Annotated in this window: 15 protein-coding genes and 1 pseudogene; 7 read left to right on the top strand and 9 right to left on the bottom strand. The window is 63.0% G+C overall.

The genetic code is table 11. The features are described from left to right. Positions 1 to 167: 167 nt before the first annotated feature. A complete protein-coding gene (locus NKK47_RS08260; RefSeq protein WP_352570865.1) occupies positions 168 to 416 on the bottom strand; it encodes a ParB N-terminal domain-containing protein in 249 nt (82 codons plus the stop codon). Between the two features lie 156 nt (positions 417 to 572). On the opposite strand from NKK47_RS08260, the gene NKK47_RS08255 reads away from it, so the two are divergent. The 5 genes and pseudogenes from NKK47_RS08255 to NKK47_RS08235 all read left to right on the top strand — a co-directional run bounded on the left by NKK47_RS08255 (position 573) and on the right by NKK47_RS08235 (position 6,299). Continuing rightward, positions 573 to 2,213 carry a N,N-dimethylformamidase beta subunit family domain-containing protein gene (locus tag NKK47_RS08255; RefSeq protein ID WP_352576048.1) on the top strand — a complete coding sequence of 547 codons (1,641 nt, stop codon included), beginning with the start codon at positions 573 to 575 and terminating at the stop codon, positions 2,211 to 2,213. Between the two features lies 1 nt (position 2,214). Further along, positions 2,215 to 3,582: an aminotransferase family protein gene (locus NKK47_RS08250; protein WP_352576046.1), complete on the top strand. Its 1,368-nt coding sequence runs from the start codon at positions 2,215 to 2,217 to the stop codon at positions 3,580 to 3,582. Positions 3,583 to 3,592: 10 nt separating this feature from the next. Then, positions 3,593 to 4,523: pseudogene (gene kce / locus NKK47_RS08245) on the top strand (3,5-dioxohexanoate:acetyl-CoA acetone transferase). A 238-nt stretch (positions 4,524 to 4,761) separates the two neighbouring features. Next, the gene (locus tag NKK47_RS08240) at positions 4,762 to 5,271 is read left to right on the top strand and encodes a GNAT family N-acetyltransferase (protein WP_352576044.1); all 510 of its coding nucleotides are present in this window, start codon (positions 4,762 to 4,764) and stop codon (positions 5,269 to 5,271) included. Then, the gene (locus NKK47_RS08235) at positions 5,268 to 6,299 is read left to right on the top strand and encodes a histone deacetylase family protein (protein ID WP_352576042.1); all 1,032 of its coding nucleotides are present in this window, start codon (positions 5,268 to 5,270) and stop codon (positions 6,297 to 6,299) included. The genes NKK47_RS08240 and NKK47_RS08235 overlap by 4 nt, the downstream gene beginning before the upstream one ends. 18 nt (positions 6,300 to 6,317) lie before the next feature. Here the strand turns inward: NKK47_RS08235 and NKK47_RS08230 are convergent, their stop codons facing one another. Together NKK47_RS08230 and NKK47_RS08225 are read right to left on the bottom strand one after the other, a co-directional pair. After that, the gene (locus tag NKK47_RS08230) at positions 6,318 to 7,583 is read right to left on the bottom strand and encodes a cysteine desulfurase-like protein (RefSeq protein ID WP_352576040.1); all 1,266 of its coding nucleotides are present in this window, start codon (positions 7,581 to 7,583) and stop codon (positions 6,318 to 6,320) included. A gap of 48 nt (positions 7,584 to 7,631) precedes the next feature. Then, the gene (locus NKK47_RS08225; protein ID WP_352576038.1) at positions 7,632 to 8,699 is read right to left on the bottom strand and encodes an aldo/keto reductase; all 1,068 of its coding nucleotides are present in this window, start codon (positions 8,697 to 8,699) and stop codon (positions 7,632 to 7,634) included. A 386-nt stretch (positions 8,700 to 9,085) separates the two neighbouring features. Between NKK47_RS08225 and NKK47_RS08220 the strand changes: the two genes are divergently transcribed. Further along, positions 9,086 to 9,250, top strand: coding sequence for a hypothetical protein (locus tag NKK47_RS08220; protein WP_352576036.1), 165 nt, complete (start codon positions 9,086 to 9,088; stop codon positions 9,248 to 9,250). Positions 9,251 to 9,302: 52 nt separating this feature from the next. On the opposite strand, the gene NKK47_RS08215 is transcribed toward NKK47_RS08220, so the two are convergent. Beyond that, on the bottom strand, positions 9,303 to 9,809 hold the full coding sequence (locus NKK47_RS08215) for a DUF1993 domain-containing protein (protein WP_352576034.1): 507 nt from the start codon (positions 9,807 to 9,809) through the stop codon (positions 9,303 to 9,305). A gap of 123 nt (positions 9,810 to 9,932) precedes the next feature. Here NKK47_RS08215 and NKK47_RS08210 point away from each other — a divergent pair, with 123 nt between their 5' ends. Then, positions 9,933 to 10,982 (top strand): DUF1176 domain-containing protein, encoded by a 1,050-nt coding sequence (locus NKK47_RS08210; protein ID WP_352576032.1) that lies wholly within the window; start codon positions 9,933 to 9,935, stop codon positions 10,980 to 10,982. On the opposite strand, the gene NKK47_RS08205 is transcribed toward NKK47_RS08210, so the two are convergent. From NKK47_RS08205 to NKK47_RS08185, 5 genes are all read right to left on the bottom strand, one after another. After that, positions 10,979 to 11,836 carry an alpha/beta hydrolase gene (locus NKK47_RS08205; RefSeq protein WP_352576030.1) on the bottom strand — a complete coding sequence of 286 codons (858 nt, stop codon included), beginning with the start codon at positions 11,834 to 11,836 and terminating at the stop codon, positions 10,979 to 10,981. The genes NKK47_RS08210 and NKK47_RS08205 overlap by 4 nt on opposite strands. Positions 11,837 to 11,928: 92 nt before the next feature. After that, the gene (locus NKK47_RS08200; RefSeq protein WP_352576028.1) at positions 11,929 to 13,539 is read right to left on the bottom strand and encodes an NTP transferase domain-containing protein; all 1,611 of its coding nucleotides are present in this window, start codon (positions 13,537 to 13,539) and stop codon (positions 11,929 to 11,931) included. Continuing rightward, positions 13,536 to 14,240: an XdhC family protein gene (locus NKK47_RS08195; protein WP_352576026.1), complete on the bottom strand. Its 705-nt coding sequence runs from the start codon at positions 14,238 to 14,240 to the stop codon at positions 13,536 to 13,538. Before NKK47_RS08195 ends, NKK47_RS08200 begins: the two co-directional genes overlap by 4 nt. Before the next feature lie 6 nt (positions 14,241 to 14,246). After that, positions 14,247 to 14,585: an XdhC family protein gene (locus NKK47_RS08190; RefSeq protein ID WP_352570856.1), complete on the bottom strand. Its 339-nt coding sequence runs from the start codon at positions 14,583 to 14,585 to the stop codon at positions 14,247 to 14,249. A 226-nt stretch (positions 14,586 to 14,811) separates the two neighbouring features. After that, entirely contained in the window at positions 14,812 to 15,306 is a 495-nt protein-coding gene (locus NKK47_RS08185; protein ID WP_023674737.1) for a flavin reductase, read from the bottom strand. Positions 15,307 to 15,361 lie beyond the last annotated feature (55 nt).

Here is a 15,361-nt window from a genome sequence, read left to right as displayed (position 1 = left end):
GCCGACCTCTCATGAATCACGCAAAACCGCTCTTGGGAATCCTCGAAACGCTCCCGGAGCTAAAAATCTGCCAAAGTAGTGCTAGGACGAACCGACAACACGCAAGCCGACACGGTCCGCGAAAAAATCCGCGGGACAGGAGATTCGAACGACGGAATTAAGTGGCTTCAGTGGCGCTTGGCTTGCACCAGATAGGCGTCGATCTCGGTCTCGCCGAGCCACTTGGCGGCTTCCAGCCGATGCAACCCTTCGACCAGGATATGGCGCTTGCCGTCATGGCGCACCTGGATCGGCATCTTCATGCCGTTTTCCAGAATGTCCTCGGCCAGATTGCGGACAGTCTCGGGATGCAGCGTCTTCTTGCGCGCCGTCGGCACGTAGATATCGTTGACCCTGACCTTTTGCACTCTCAGCATATCGGCTCCCGTGGCGGACAAGGCCGCCCTTTGTGAGATAGTCTGTTTGGCCGGCAAGGCCAAGGGAGCAGCCCGGCAATGGCTGGCCCGATCGTTTCCAATTGACGCTTGGCCGGCGGATGGCCGAAATGGCGGCCTTCGACCTTAGCGGTGTTCATGAACCATCTGCCGACCGAGTTTCCCGATTTCGGACTGACGCCGGAGCAGCGACGCCAGGCGGTGCGCAGCCATTACTGGGAATGGCCCGGTATGGATGGCAGGCGCGGCGAAATCTGGTGCTACAGCGACCGTTTTTCCTACCGTCCTGGCGACATGGTGGCACTGCATGTCAGTTCGACGGCCGCCAGTTTCGGCATCGCGATCATCCGCGACGGCGGCGCGGAAACGACAATGTTCGAAGGGACCGGAATCGCGGCGCGCTGGCAAGATACGCCGGACCAATGTTCGGTCGAAGGCTGCGGCTGGCAAGCGTCGTTCGAGTTTCGCATCGGCGACGACTGGCCGTCCGGCGCCTATCGCGTGACGCTGACGGCAGATGGCCGGGACGGCAAGCCGATCCGCTGCCACCATCTTTTTATCGTCGCGCCGCAGCCCGGCAAGAAGCCTGGCCGTGTGCTGCAGGTGGCGGCCACCGGCACCTGGCTCGCCTACAACACATGGGGCGGTTCCAACCATTACGAAGGCATCACCGGGCCAGGCCGGGACCAATATGCACGAATGGTGTCGACGCAGCGGCCTTGGTGCCGCGGCTTCGTCGTGCTGCCCAAGGATGCGCCGCGCGTGCCGCTCGAAGTCGCGGTGCCGCCGAAAACCGTGCCGCGCTATCCGCACATGGAATGGGCCTTTGCCACCGGCCATTCGAAGAAACACGCCTCAGCCGGCTGGGCAAGCTACGACAGCCATTTCTTCCGCTTCGCCGAGCGTGCCGGCTACGCCGTCGATCTCGCCAGCCAGCACGATCTGCATTTTTCGCCCGACATTCTCGACGGCTATGACTGCGTCGTCTTCGTCGGCCACGACGAATATTGGACCTGGGAAATGCGCGATGCGGTCGACACCTATGTCGAGCGCGGCGGTCATGCGGCGCGCTTTGCCGGCAATTTCATGTGGCAGACCAGGCTGGAGGACGAAGGCCGCCGGCAGGTCTGCTACAAATACCGCGCTCGCGCCGAGGACCCGGCCTATCGCGGCGGCGATATAAGGCGCGCCACCAATTCCTGGGAAGCGCCGGAAATCGGCCGGCCGGGTGCGGCGACCTTCGGCCTCAACGCGACAAGAGGCGTCTATGCCGGCTGGGGCGGCTGCGCGCCGCGCGGCGTGCGCGGCTTTCCGGTCTACCGGCCGGAGCATTGGGCGTTTGCCGGCACCGGCATCTACTATGGCGATCTGCTCGGCGCCGACAGCCATGTCTATGGCTACGAGGTCGACGGGCTCGATTTCGAGATCCGCGGCGGCCTGCCCTACCCCAAGCCCGACAGCGGTGCACCGGACGGGCTGCAAGTGCTGGCCGTCGGCATGGCGAGCCAGGTCGAGGAAAGCGCCGACATTGCGTTCGAGGACCAGTTTCTCGGCGACGAGGACGGACGCTTCACCGCCGAGACGCTGTTCGGCGAGGCAAGCGATGCCAACCTCGACAAGGTCAAACGCGGCAACGGCATGATCGTCAATTTCCCGCGCGGCAAAGGCGAGGTGTTTCACGCCGGAAGCTGCGAATGGATTGCCGGCCTGCTAAGGCAGGATGCGATGGTCGAGCGCGTCACCAGAAATGTCCTCGACCGCTATCTTGGAAAGCCATGACATGTTGAAGTCTCCTGCCCCGGAAACTCGCGAAGCCTCGCATCTGTTTTATCTATCCAGCGTGCGCCGGCCGCTGATCGACCGCGCCGAAGGCATCTACATGTGGACGCAGGATGGCCGCCGCTTCATCGACGGATCGAGCGGTCCGATGGTTGCCAATATCGGCCACTCCAATCGCAACGTGCTCGACGCGATGAAAAGGCAGATGGACCGCGCCACCTTCGCCTACCGCCTGCATTTCGAGAACGAACCGGCCGAGGAGCTCGCGCGGCAGCTGGCCGCCAAACTCCCTGAAGGCATGGACCGCATCTTCTTTGTCTCCGGCGGCTCGGAAGCGACCGAATCCTGCATCAAGCTGGCGCGGCAATGGGCGGTCGCCACCGGCCAGCCCAGCCGTTGGAAGGTGATCTCGCGCTTTCCCTCCTATCATGGCGGCACGCTCGGCGCGCTCGCCGTTACCGGCGACGATGCGCTGTCCGAAACATTTGTGCCGATGATGCAGATGATGCCGACCGTGCCGGCGCCCATCGCCTGGCGCGACCGCGACAATCTTTCGATGGAACAGCGCGGCATCCGCTACGCCGACATGCTGGAGGAAAAGATCCTCGCCGAGGGACCGCAGAGCGTGCTCGCCTTCATCATGGAGCCAGTCGGCGGCGCTGCCACGGCAGCACTGGTGGCGCCGGACAGCTACTATCCGCGCATCCGCGAGATCTGCGATCGCTGCGGCATCTTGCTCATCCATGACGAAGTGATGAGCGGTGCCGGCCGCACCGGAAAATTCCTCGGCGGCGACCACTGGAACTGCAAGCCCGACATCGTCGCGCTGTCGAAGGGGCTGGGCTCTGGCTACGCGCCGCTCGGCGCGCTGGCGGCACCGATGCGGCTGGTGCAGCCTTTGCTCGCATCGGGCGGCTTTCAGCACGGCCATACCTATGCCGGCAATCCGCTCGCCTGCGCCGCCGGGCTCGCCGTGCTCGGCGAAATGGACCGCCTCGGCCTGATCGCCAACGCGGCTGTCATGGGCGAGCTTTTGATGGACGAGCTGAAGGGATTGGCGAAGCGGTTTCCGTTCATCGCCGACATCCGCGGCAAGGGCCTGCTCACCGGTGCCGAAATGGTCGCCGACCCAGAAACGCTGAGGCCGATCGAGCCGGCGAAAAAAGCCACTCAGCGCCTGCTCGACCTCGCCTATGAGCGCGGCCTGATCATCTACGGACGCAAGGTCAAGGGCGGCGTCGATGGCGACAATTTCATGGTCGCGCCGCCGATGATCGTCACCGCCGCGCAGATCGGCGAGATCATATCCATCATCGGCGACTCGCTCGACGTGCTGGCCGGCGAGCTCGACCTGCCGGTCGAAGGCTGAGAGGCGAACCATGGCGCCGCGAAAAGTCATTATCACTTGCGCCGTCACCGGGTCGGTACACACCCCGTCGATGTCGCCGCATCTGCCCGTGAACGCCGGACCAGATCGCCGCAGACGCGATCGCCGCCGCCGACGCCGGCGCTTCGATCCTGCATCTCCATGCCCGCGACCCCAAGGATGGGCGGCCGACCGCCGACCCCGAGGTGTTCATGCAGTTCCTGCCGCGCATCAAGCAGGCGACCGATGCGGTGATCAACATCACCACCGGCGGATCGTCGCTGATGACGCTCGACCAGCGGCTGGCCGCGCCGCTCAGGGCCGAGCCGGAAATGTGTTCGCTCAATATGGGTTCGATGAATTTTGCGCTGTTCCCGATGCTCGAGCGGCCGCGAGAATGGCAGCACGAATGGGAGCCGAAGCTGCTCGAGGCTACCCGTGACACGATCTTCAAGAACACCTTTGCCGATATGGAGACGGTGCTGGAAAAGCTTGGGTGCGGCTGCGGCACGCGTTTCGAATTCGAGTGCTACGATGTCGGCCATCTCTATTCGCTTGCGCATTTCCGCGACCGCGGGCTGGTGTCGGGACCATTGTTCATCCAATTCGTGCTCGGCATATTGGGTGGTATCGGCGCCGATCCAGAAAACCTGGTCCACATGAAGCGCATCGCCGACAAACTGTTCGGCGACAGCTACCAATTTTCGGTGCTGGCCGCCGGACGCCACCAGATGCCGATGATCTCGATTGCGGCGGCGATGGGCGGCAATGTCCGCGTCGGGCTGGAGGACAGCCTCTACGACGGGCGCCAGCTCGCCAAGTCCAATGCCGACCAGGTGCGCCGCATCCGCGGCGTGCTCGACGGATTGTCGCTGGACGTCGCTACGCCGGCCGAGGCGCGGCAGATGCTGGCGCTCAAGGGCGGCGACCGCGTGGCGTTCTGAGATGAAGGCAATCTGAAATGTTTGGCTCCCGGCCCACCCTCCTCTGTCCTGCCCTCTTTACCACTACTTGGCATCTCCCCTTCAAGGGGGGAGATTGGCAGCTTCGCCATCCTGCCCCTTTTTCAGCGTTGGAGATTGGCGAACGCGGAGGTGATCCGATCTCCCCACTTGAGGGGGAGATGCCAAGTAGTCGTAAAGAGGGCAGGCCAGCGGGGGGTGCCTTGGCATCGTACCTCCAGTGACTGTCGCTTTGCCCGAGATCAACATCCGGCCCGGGACCGTCGAGGACGTCGAAACCATCCACGCCGCACTCCTACGGCTCGGCGCGCATGTCGGCGCACATCAGGAGATCACCTCGACAGCTCAGGATCTCCGCACCTATGGCTTTGGCGAAAAGCCTGCCTTCTCGACCTTGATCGCCGAAGTCGGTGGCGAATTTGCCGGGCTTTGCCTGTATTTTCCGATCTTCTCGACATGGATGGGACGGCCCGGCGTCTATGTGCAGGACCTCTATGTCGAGGACCGTTTTCGTGGCCGCAGGATCGGCGAGCGCCTGCTGCGCCGGGTGGCGGCGCAGTGCCGGAAGGTAGGCGGCGTCTATCTCAGGCTGTCCGTCAACACCGACAACAAGACCGCCAAGGCTTTTTACGAACGGTTAGGCATTGGCTGGTCGAGCTACGAGCAGGTGCAGAAGATCGTCGGCGACGCCTTTTTCGCCTTTGCCGATGCACCGGAGGAGCCAACATGAAAGCCTTCTATGCCGAAGAACAGAAGCGCCACGACCCGAAGGCGTTCCTCTCAAGCGGCGCGCCGCAGCCCAATCCGGAAAAGCCGGAACGGGTCGAGCGATTGTTAGCCGGCACCAAGGCTGCCGGCTGCACGATCGAACGGCCGCGGGATCACGGGCTCGGCCCGATTGCGGCGGTGCATACGCCGGAATATCTCGATTTTCTCCAGCATATCTTCGCGCGCTGGCAGCGCATCGAGGGCGCCTCGGCCGAGGTCATCCCCAATATCCATCCGATCGCGCGGAACGGCTCCTATCCGGCCTCGGCGGTCGGCCAGGCCGGCTACCACATGGCCGACACCGCCTGCCCGATCTCCGGCGAGACGTGGCAGAGCGCGCTTTGGAGCGCCTGGAGCGCGGTTGAAACCGCCGAGGCGGTGATGTCGGGAGCGCCCGCCGCCTATGCGCTGTGCCGGCCGCCCGGCCATCACGCCTTTGCCGATGTCGCCGGCGGCTTCTGCTTCATCAACAATTCGGCCGTCGCTGCACAGGTTCTGCGCAAGCAGGCGGCGCGGGTGGCGATCCTCGATGTCGACCTGCACCACGGCAACGGCACGCAAGGCATCTTCTATGCCCGGCCGGACGTGCTCACCGTGTCGCTGCATGCCGACCCGGTGCGCTTCTACCCGTTTTTCTGGGGCTATGGCGACGAGCGCGGCGAAGGCGCCGGCCTCGGCTACAATCTCAACCTGCCGCTGCCGCGCAAATCCGGCGATGCAGCGTTCCTCGAAGCGCTGGAGGCATCGTTCCAGCGCATCAACGCCTTCTCGCCCGATGCGCTTGTGGTGGCGCTGGGGCTAGATGCCTTCGAAGGCGATCCGTTCGGCGGGCTGTCGGTGAGCACGCCTGGTTTTTCGCGCATTGGCGAGGTGATCGCCGGGCTCGGCTTGCCAACGGTCATCGTCCAGGAAGGCGGCTATCTCTGCGACGAGCTCGGCGACAATCTCACCGCCTTCCTCACCGGTTTTGGTGGCGCCCACAAGCGATGATCCGCCCGCGAGGGCCGCTCAGGATCGTTCCTGCCTCAGCATGGCGACAACGCGGTGCACGCTCTCCAGCGTGTCGTCGATTTCGGCTGAAGTGTTGTAATGAGCGATGCCGATGCGCACCACCCCCTGCTCGGCCGGAATGCCGAGCTGGTGGACGATCTCCCAGGCGTAGTTGTGGCCGGACCACAGGAAGATGTTTTCGGCATTCATCTGCCGCACGATCGTCTCCGGCACGATGCCTTCGACAGTGAACGACACCGTCGGCACACGCTCATTGATCCGCTTCGGATCGGTGATGCCGTGGATGGTCAGGCCGGCAATATCTGACAGACCGTCGATCAGCTGTTGCGCCAGCGGGTTCTCGTAAGCGATTGAAACTTCGAAGGCCTTGGCGATTTTCAGCCGACGCGATCCTTGCGCGCCGGCTGCCGCGCCCAACTCGGCAAAATAATCGACAGCCGCCGACAGGCCGGCCATCAGTTCGATTTGCGGCGTGCCGAGCTCGAAGCGCTCCGGCAAGGCATTGGACGAGCAACGGCATTTATACGGCTTAAGCGCATCGATAACGTCCAGCCTGCCCCACAAAATTCCCATATGCGGGCCGAAGAACTTGTAAGCCGAGCAGATCAGGAAATCGCAGCCGAGGTTTTGGACGTCGATCAGGCCATGCGGCGCGAACTGGACGGCATCGATGTAGACCAACGCACCAGCCCGCCTGGCGATGCCGGTCAACGCCTTCACCCGGTTGATCGACCCGGTGAGATTGCTGGCGTAGTTGAGCGCGACGAGCCGCGTCCTCTCGGAAAGCAGCGCGGCGAGCGCCGCCTCCTCGATCTGCCAGCTCTGCTGGTCGAAAGGCAGCCAGCGCACCACAAGGCCAAGGTCTTCAGCCAGTTGCAGCCAGGGTGAGACGTTGCCCTCATGGTCCATGCGGGTGAGGATGATCTCGTCCCCGGGCTTCATCGTGCGGCCGAGCGTTCGCGACATGTGGTAGGTCAATGTCGTCATGTTGGCACCGATGATGATTTCCTGCGGGCTCGCAGCGCCGAGAAAATCCGCCATCGCCAGATGGGCCTCGTCCACGATGTCTTGTGCGGCAACGGTGGTCTCGAAGAAGCCGCCGAGGTTGGCATTGGTGGTCAGCAAGCAACGCGATACTGCGTCCGCCACCGCCTGTGGGACCTGCGTGCCGGCAGGATTGTCGAGATAGATGCGCCGGCGGCTCTTGTCGGTCAGCGACAAAGCCGGAAATTTCGCGCGCACCGCGTCGATCCGGAAGTCCACGGCTGTTCCCCTCTCCTTATGACGATCGGACAACCACGTCCCGACGCATCAAGGGCACGGATTGCCGACGCGCTGGTGGATCGCATCAACGGCTTTCTGCATGTCCTCGGTCCAGACCACGTCGGCGGAAGAGAGCGCCATTTCGAGTTGCGAAATGGTGGTGGCGCCGATGATGTTCGAGGTGACCAAGGGCCGGTTCGAGATATAGGCATTGGCAAACAGCGCCGGCTCCATGCCGAAGGTGCGCGCCAACCGGTTGTATTCGAGCTGCACCTCGGCAGCATTCGGAGTCTCGTAGCGCTGGCCGCGGTTGAACAACTGCGAGCGCGAGCCCTGCGGCCGCGCGCCATGATCGTATTTGCCGGTCAAATAGCCTTGCGCCAGCGGCGAATAGGCAAGCAGCGACACCTGCTCGCGCTCGCAGACTTCGGCTAGGTTCACCTCGAAGGTGCGATTGACGAAATTATAGGCGTTCTGCAGCGAGGCGACGCGCGGGCCGAGGCCCTTGTCGGCTTCGGCGATGAAACGCATGACGCCCCAGGAATTCTCGTTCGACAGGCCGAAATGGCGGATCTTGCCGGCCTTCACCAGTTCATCGAATACGGCAAGCGTCTCGGCGATCGGCGTCTCGCCCTCCGGCACGCCGGCGGCATCGGAGCGTCGCGGCACAGCGCCGATTCGGTTCGGATTGGCGCCCCACGGCACGTCGCGTTCCGGCCAATGGATCTGATAGAGGTCGATGTAATCGGTGTTGAGCCTGGCGAGTGACTTATCGATAGCGTCGAAGATATCGGCGCGCACCAGCTTAGACGGGCGGTCGCCGCGAAACCAAGTGTTGGCGGTACGACCAACTACCTTCGAGGCGACGATCACCTGGTCGCGATTGCGCTTCTCCTTCATCCAATTGCCGATGAATGTCTCGGTACGGCCTTGTGTCTCCGCCTTGGGCGGGATCGGATAGAGTTCGGCGGTGTCAATGAAATTGACGCCGCGAGCAAACGCCAGATCCATCTGGGCGTGACCGTCTGCCTCGGTGTTCTGCTGGCCCCAGGTCATCGATCCGAGGCAGATTTGCGACACGAAAAGATCGGTCTGGCCGAGACGGCGTTTGTGCATGGAGTTTCTCCGGCGGGAATTTTGCGCGGCTGCGCGAGGAGGAAGCAATAGCATACAGGAAAGCGCCGCCCGCTTCCAAGCCCACCGACGGCAGGCCAGGCGACTTTCCCAGGACGCCGGCGGACGGAGTTTATCCCTGCGGCTAACAAAAAAAGCCGGACTGCATGTGAATGCAGTCCGGAATTTCGCCAGGAATGGCGAGGAAAAACCGGCCAAGTGCCGGCACTGACTCCTACGGTCGAAGCGCCACAGAAGTTTCGCCGGAACAGCCGAATTATGTCAAAAAAGATCGGGGCAGCATGGCTGCCATGCGGATGCTGCACTGCACAATTGTCATGATCTGCCTATATTGACGGCCGTGGAGGTTCAATAAAGGGGCTTGAATCATGGGATTCTTCACTGAAATGTTCGCCCGTCCGCGTCCGCGGGAACAGCTGCGCTATCGCGCGGCACTGGCGCTGCTCCATTCGATGAGCAATGCCGATCGCGCCGATATCGGCGTCAAGCCGTCCGATTTCCCGCGCATCGCCCGGGAAATGTCCCTGCGCTAAACAGTGCACCGCGAGATATCCCGGCGCGGCCGGGATATCTCCCGAGCGAATCTCAACGCAATCCGAGGAAAATCGACTTGCCCAATGGCACGCCGTTGTGACGCAGGATGTCATAGGCGGTGGTCAGGTGGAAATAGAAATTGGGCACGGCGGCATGCAGCAGATACTGCATTCCCGGCATCGACACTTCGCGCCCCGCAAGCCTCAGTTCGACCATTCTGTCATCTGAACCATCGAATTCGGCCGCCGAGAACGTGGCGAGTAGATCGAGCGTCTTGGTTATGCGCGCCTGCAGCTCGGCGAAGCTCGCCTCATTGTCCTCGTATTTTGGCACCTCGCGCCCGGCAAGCCGCGACGGCGCGCCCTTGGCGTGATCGGTGGCAATCTGTACCTGCCTGGTCAGGGCGAACATGTCCGGCGCCAGCCTCGCCGTGAGATACACCTGCGGGTCGATCTTGCGGTCAGCCGCATTTTGCTCGGCAATGTTCAGCACATTGGCTAGTGCCTTCAGCCTCGCCGAAAATACCGGCACGGATGCTTCATACATTGATATGGTCACAAGAAATCTCCACGCGGCCCGACTGCCGAGGGCGAGAGGTAGCGCTTTCGCAGGCGATTGTTCAAGCGTCACCACGCCGCCGCAATCGATATGATAGGATTTTTCATCGAGTGGAGGTTCCCGATGAGACGCGCCTTGTTCGCAGCGACCGCTTTTTTCTCCGTTGCCGCTACCAGCCAACCGGTGCTCGCCGCCGACGCGCCTTATATCGACGACAGGTCGAATGCCGAAGCGGTCATCCGGTCGCTTTATAGTGCCATCAGCCGGCACGAATTCGCGCGCGCCTGGGACTATTTCGGCGACACCAAGCCGGCCAAGGACTTCGATGCTTTCGTCAAAGGCTATGACGGCACCGACACGGTCGAAGTCAAAATCGGTGGTGTGTCCGAAGACGGTGCTGCCGGCAGCATCTATTACAGCGTCCCCGTCGCCATCCGGGCGACGGCCAACGACGGCAGCGAGAATGTCTTTGCCGGTTGCTACACGCTGCGCCAGATCAACGCTTCGATCCAGGAACCGCCATTTCGCGCGATCTTCATCGACAAGGGTGCGCTGAAACCCTCGAAGGCCGATTTCGAGGATGCCGTGCCGGCAAGCTGCGGCGAAGGACCGACGCCGCCGAAGAAGGACGCAGCGCTTGAGCAGGCCAAGAAGGCCTTCACAGCGACCTATGGCGACCAATGCGACAAGGACATGCCCGGCGGCGATCCGCGAGGAGAGCCGGACGCCTACTCGCTCCGCTACAAGGATGCGGGGGCGGCCGAAAACGAGCCCGAACGCGAGACACGGCTGTTTCGCTTTTTCTGCTCGATGGCCGCCTACAATGAGAGCGCAGTCTATTACATCTACGACGACGTATCGGGCGTCCGGCAATTGCAATTCGCGTCACCGGAACTCGATATTCGCTATGAGAACAACAATAGCGAAGGCAAGGTCGAGGGCATCAACATCATCGGCTTCCAGACCGACGACCAGTTGGTCAACTCCGAATATGACGAGGCCACCAAAACGATTTCATCCTTGAACAAGTGGCGCGGCGTCGGCGACGCCTCGTCGGCCGGCACCTACCTGTTTCGCCACGGCAATTTCTCGCTGGTGCAGTATGAGGTCGATGCCTCTTATGACGGCGAGATCAACCCGCAGACCGTGCTCGACTACAACACCGCGCCCTAAGGGACCTTCGACAACATCCAGTTGAGCGTGCCGCGCCAGTCGGTCATGCGGATAGGGGTGCCATGCGTGCCGGTCTCGAAGCGGACGAAGCGGGTCGGATAGGCTTTCGATTTGGCCAGAATCGATCGGAAGAAGGCTTCCTGTTTCTCGATTGGAAACACCGGGTCCTTGCTGCCCTGGCCGAAGAAGACCGGCACACGACGCTTGAAGGCGGGGCTTGAGAAGAAACTCTCGTCCCACAGCGAGCCGAGCAGCAGCAGCCCGTCGATGCGCCCGCCGGAGTCCTTGCGGCCTGCCAGCTTCCAGCACAACGCGCCGCCCATAGAGCCGCAGGCGACGAAGATTTTTGCGCGCGGCGACTGTTCGGCATAGTGGCCGATCAATGCGGCGATCTGGGTGGCACCGGTGTCGCCGAAATCGGAAAAATCCGGCGACAGATAGAGGCCGCCATTGCCGGCCATCAGGTTCTTGATGCGGTTGAAATTGCCGCCGAAGGTGAAGTCGTCGGTGCCCTGCTTACGGCTGCCGCCCTGCCCGTGCAGGTAAAGCACGATGATGCTGGCGCCCCCGGTCTTGCCGACGGCAATGTGGCGGACATCGCCAGCGTCGGTCTTCAGCAAGAGATCCTGCTGCACCTTGCGCACGCCGGTTTCGGTGTATTGCGCGTGCACACGACGCTCAGGCACTTCGTCACGAGCGTTGATGTCGCGCAGCTCACGATAATCGACAACCGTATAGGCGCCGTTGTTTTCGGATGAGAGCGTGACCGGATAGGCGAACAGATCGTCCTTGAAGGGCTTGAGTTCGAGAGCGTTGGCGTAGGCGGCACAAGAGAGCGACAAAAGAATCGCCATCAGCAGGGCCGGGAGGCCGGAGGGAGGCAAGCGGAACCGGAAGCAGGAACGAAAGGCCATCCCTCAGCCATGCGTTTTTCGGCTTCGGTTTGTCAATCCTGCAGCACGCCGCCGGCGCCTTCCAGCGCCTCGCGCGTGTCGACATCGACGGCTGCCCCTTCGCCGATCTCGACATCGATGACGTCGAGCCCTTCGGCCTCGACCAGATGGCGGGCGCCGGTATCGCCTTCGAGGTGAGCGATCGCGGCAAACAGCGAACGCGGCAGCAGCACCGGATTGCCGCGCCGCCCGTCGTGCGAGGCCCGCACCACCGATCGGCCTTCGGACCTGCGGAACGCCTCGATCAGCTTGTCGAGGTCGGCCGAGGCGACGCCGGGCATATCGCCGAGGACAATCATGGCGCCTGCGGCGTCGCCGGAAATCTTGGCGATGCCGGCCTTCAGCGACGAAGACAGACCCTCGCCGAAATCCGGATTGTCGGCGAAGGTCACATCGAGGCCAGACAGTGCATCGCGCACGCGCTCGCGCTGGTGGCCAGTGACGACGATGGTGGCCCCGGCTTTCGAACCGACCGCGCGTTCGGCAGTGCGACGGACCAGCGGCTTGCCGTCGAAGAGCGCCAAGAGCTTGTTCGGCCCGCCCATGCGGCTGGAGCGGCCGGCGGCCAGAAGCACGATCTCGACCTTTGGTTCGGCTTTGGCCGGCAATGGCTCGCGCGGTTGCGGCCGCGTCGGAATTTCCATCAACAGCCCGCCGACACCCATGCCGGCAATATCCCTGGCGGTCACGTCGAGACCGGCGATCAGCCGGTCGAGCACCCAGTCGAAGCCGTTCTCCTTGGGACTGCGGGCGCAGCCCGGCGCACCGATGATGCGCTTGCCGCCTAGAGTGCCTAGCACCAGCAGATTGCCGGGATCGACCGGCATGCCGGCGCGGATGACAGTGCCGCCCGCCCTTTCGATCGCAGCAGGAACGATGTCGCCGAAATCGGCCATCGCCGAAGCGCCGAAGATCACCACCATATCGTTGTCGCGGATCAGCGAGGCCGCAGCCTCGGCGACGGGGATAATTTCATGCGGGGTTCGACGCTCCGCCGTCAGCCTGCCGCCCGAACGCGCCAGGCGCGCTTCGGTGACGCGCAGCGTCTTGTCGAGCACGCTGGGTTTGATGCCGGGCAGCACCGTCTGGATGACGCCGACGCGCACCGGCTGATAGGCGTTGACCGCAAATATCTCGCCGCCGGCGCAGATCCTTGCCACGGCATCGACCAAAGCGGAGGCGACCGCAAATGGGATGATCTTCACCGTTGCTACCATCTGACCTTTTTCGACCGGCGCATGCTGCGCCAGCGTGGCGATGGTGATCGTCGGATCGACGGCGTTGATGGCGTCGATCATCGCCGCGTCGACGGTGAACATGCCGGCAGCCTGCGCGTGGAGGTTGACCCTACCTGTCGCGGCGGGCCTCGCCTCGATGTTGCGATGGATCATGGATGCGGCGATCTTTTCGGCAGCGACGTCCTCGCTGAGATCATCGGGCGCCAACACCGCCGCTACGACCTCGGAAATGCCAGCGGCCTTCAACAGGGACACATCCCGGGCGCTTAGCCTGTGCGCCTTGCGGAAGCGGCGCTCTCCGGCTGTGGTGGCGTGCGCCAGCACTGCCCCTTCGGCCGCATCGATCGCAACGGGACCAAATTTCACGCGATGGCGCCTTTGGATTCGAGACCACGGGAGCGAAAGGCGTGGATCGCTTGCGCCAACACCGCGACGGCGATCTCGGCCGGGCTGGCAGCCCCAATGTCGAGGCCGATCGGGGCATGAATGCGGGCGATCTGGTCGGCGGTCGCTCCCGAAGCCAGCAGGCGTTCCACACGTTTGGCGTGGGTCTTGCGGCTGCCGAGCGCGCCGACATAAAAGCAGCCGGCGTCGAGCGCCGCCTTCAGCGCGAAATCGTCGATCTTCGGATCGTGGGTGAGAGCAGCCAGCGCCGTATAGCTATCGAGCGGCTGACGCGTCAGCACATCCTCTGGCCATTCGGCATGCAGCGCGATATCGGGAAAACGATCGGGCGTGGCAAAGGCCGTTCGCGGATCGATGATCTCGACAGGATAGCCGGCGATCCTGGCCATCGGTGCCAGCGCCTGGCTGATGTGGACGGCGCCGATCACCACCAGGCGCGGCTGCGGCAGATGTGCGTTGAGGAAGAAGGTCCGTCCCTCAGCTTCGGCCGAACCGGAATTGCCCGTGCGAAATGCCTTGGCGATGGCCGCCCCGAGTTCGCCGGCTACCCGGTCGCCCTCGCGCACGACACGGTCGCGGCCGTCGCCGAGATCGGTGACCAGGATTGCCGCGCGGCGGGCGCGGCGTTCGGCGTTGAGTGTCTTCAGCGCATAGGGATCCATTCGAGATCAACCCAATCTTTCTACATAGACCTTGATGCGGCCGCCGCATGACAGGCCGACTTGCCAGGCGGTCTCGTCTGCGACGCCGAATTCGAGCATTTTGGCCGTGCCGCTATCGATAACATCGACCGCCTCGGTCACCACCGCGCCTTCGACGCAGCCGCCCGAGACGGAGCCGTGGAAATTGCCTTCCGCGTCGATCACTAGGTGGCTGCCGACCGGGCGCGGCGCCGAGCCCCAGGTCTCGACCACGGTGGCAATGGCGACATCCTTGCCGTCCTTCATCCAGCCCTCCGCGATGATCAGCGGATCGCGGGCCTCATCGAGATAGATACTGTGTTCCATGATTTTCTCCCTGGCAGACATGTGGTTATGCGACGCGCTTCGCGCCAGCCTGGATCCACCGCCGCGGGTCGACCGAACGCATAAAAACAGCACGGTCGCCAGCGACCGGTCCGCCACATAATCCGCACGGGTCAACAGATCGAGCGTCTCGTCGATCATCCGCGGCGCCGGACGCGGTTTTCAACTCGGTCATTCTGTCTTCGCGGGCGCGGCCATCTGAAAGCCTCTACAAAGCGTGGTAGCCGCGGTTGTGATAGATCAGCGGCCGCAAATTATCGCCGATGCGCAAACCTGTAACCTTGCCAAAAAGCACACGGTGGGTGGCCAGATCCTTGGAGTCGATCAGTTCGCAGTCGAAGACGGCGAGCGCGCCCTTCAGCGTCGGCGCACCGGTCGAGATCACATCCCATTCGGCCAACGCGAAACGCTCCTCGACCGGCAGGCCGGTAATGCCGGAAAAGGCGATCGACAGCGGCTCCTGATCCGAAGCCAGCGTGTTCAGGGCAAATTTGCCGTTTTCCACGAACGGCTCGTTCTTGGGATTTTCACGATTGAGGCAAACCAGGATGGTTGGCGGCGTGTCCGACACCGAGCAGGCCGCGATCACCGTCGCGCCGCGCCTGCCGGCAGGGCCATCGGTGGTGACTACATGCACATGGCCAGCAAAATGGGCCATCGCGTCGCGGTAGGCCTGCGGCCCGATGTCATTCTTCTTCAGCACCGATGATTTTCCACTAGTCAGAACCAACCGTTATATATGGGGGGATATTGCAGGC

It is taken from the genome of Mesorhizobium sp. M0019 (assembly GCF_040323975.1).
Taxonomy (GTDB): Bacteria; Pseudomonadota; Alphaproteobacteria; order Rhizobiales; family Rhizobiaceae; genus Mesorhizobium.
This window is presented reverse-complemented; position numbering and strand designations above follow the sequence as displayed.

What these genes read in the sequence shown, in the direction of transcription:
- NKK47_RS08205 (WP_352576030.1), bottom strand. Translation starts at nt 11,836, where the DNA reads ATGGCGATTCTTTTGTCGCTCTCTTGTGCCGCCTACGCCAACGCTCTC.
- NKK47_RS08225 (WP_352576038.1), bottom strand. Translation starts at nt 8,699, where the DNA reads ATGCACAAACGCCGTCTCGGCCAGACCGATCTTTTCGTGTCGCAAATC.
- NKK47_RS08260 (WP_352570865.1), bottom strand. Translation starts at nt 416, where the DNA reads ATGCTGAGAGTGCAAAAGGTCAGGGTCAACGATATCTACGTGCCGACG.
- NKK47_RS08235 (WP_352576042.1), top strand. Translation starts at nt 5,268, where the DNA reads ATGAAAGCCTTCTATGCCGAAGAACAGAAGCGCCACGACCCGAAGGCG.
- NKK47_RS08250 (WP_352576046.1), top strand. Translation starts at nt 2,215, where the DNA reads ATGTTGAAGTCTCCTGCCCCGGAAACTCGCGAAGCCTCGCATCTGTTT.
- NKK47_RS08195 (WP_352576026.1), bottom strand. Translation starts at nt 14,240, where the DNA reads ATGGATCCCTATGCGCTGAAGACACTCAACGCCGAACGCCGCGCCCGC.
- NKK47_RS08255 (WP_352576048.1), top strand. Translation starts at nt 573, where the DNA reads ATGAACCATCTGCCGACCGAGTTTCCCGATTTCGGACTGACGCCGGAG.
- NKK47_RS08190 (WP_352570856.1), bottom strand. Translation starts at nt 14,585, where the DNA reads ATGGAACACAGTATCTATCTCGATGAGGCCCGCGATCCGCTGATCATC.
- NKK47_RS08210 (WP_352576032.1), top strand. Translation starts at nt 9,933, where the DNA reads ATGAGACGCGCCTTGTTCGCAGCGACCGCTTTTTTCTCCGTTGCCGCT.
- NKK47_RS08220 (WP_352576036.1), top strand. Translation starts at nt 9,086, where the DNA reads ATGGGATTCTTCACTGAAATGTTCGCCCGTCCGCGTCCGCGGGAACAG.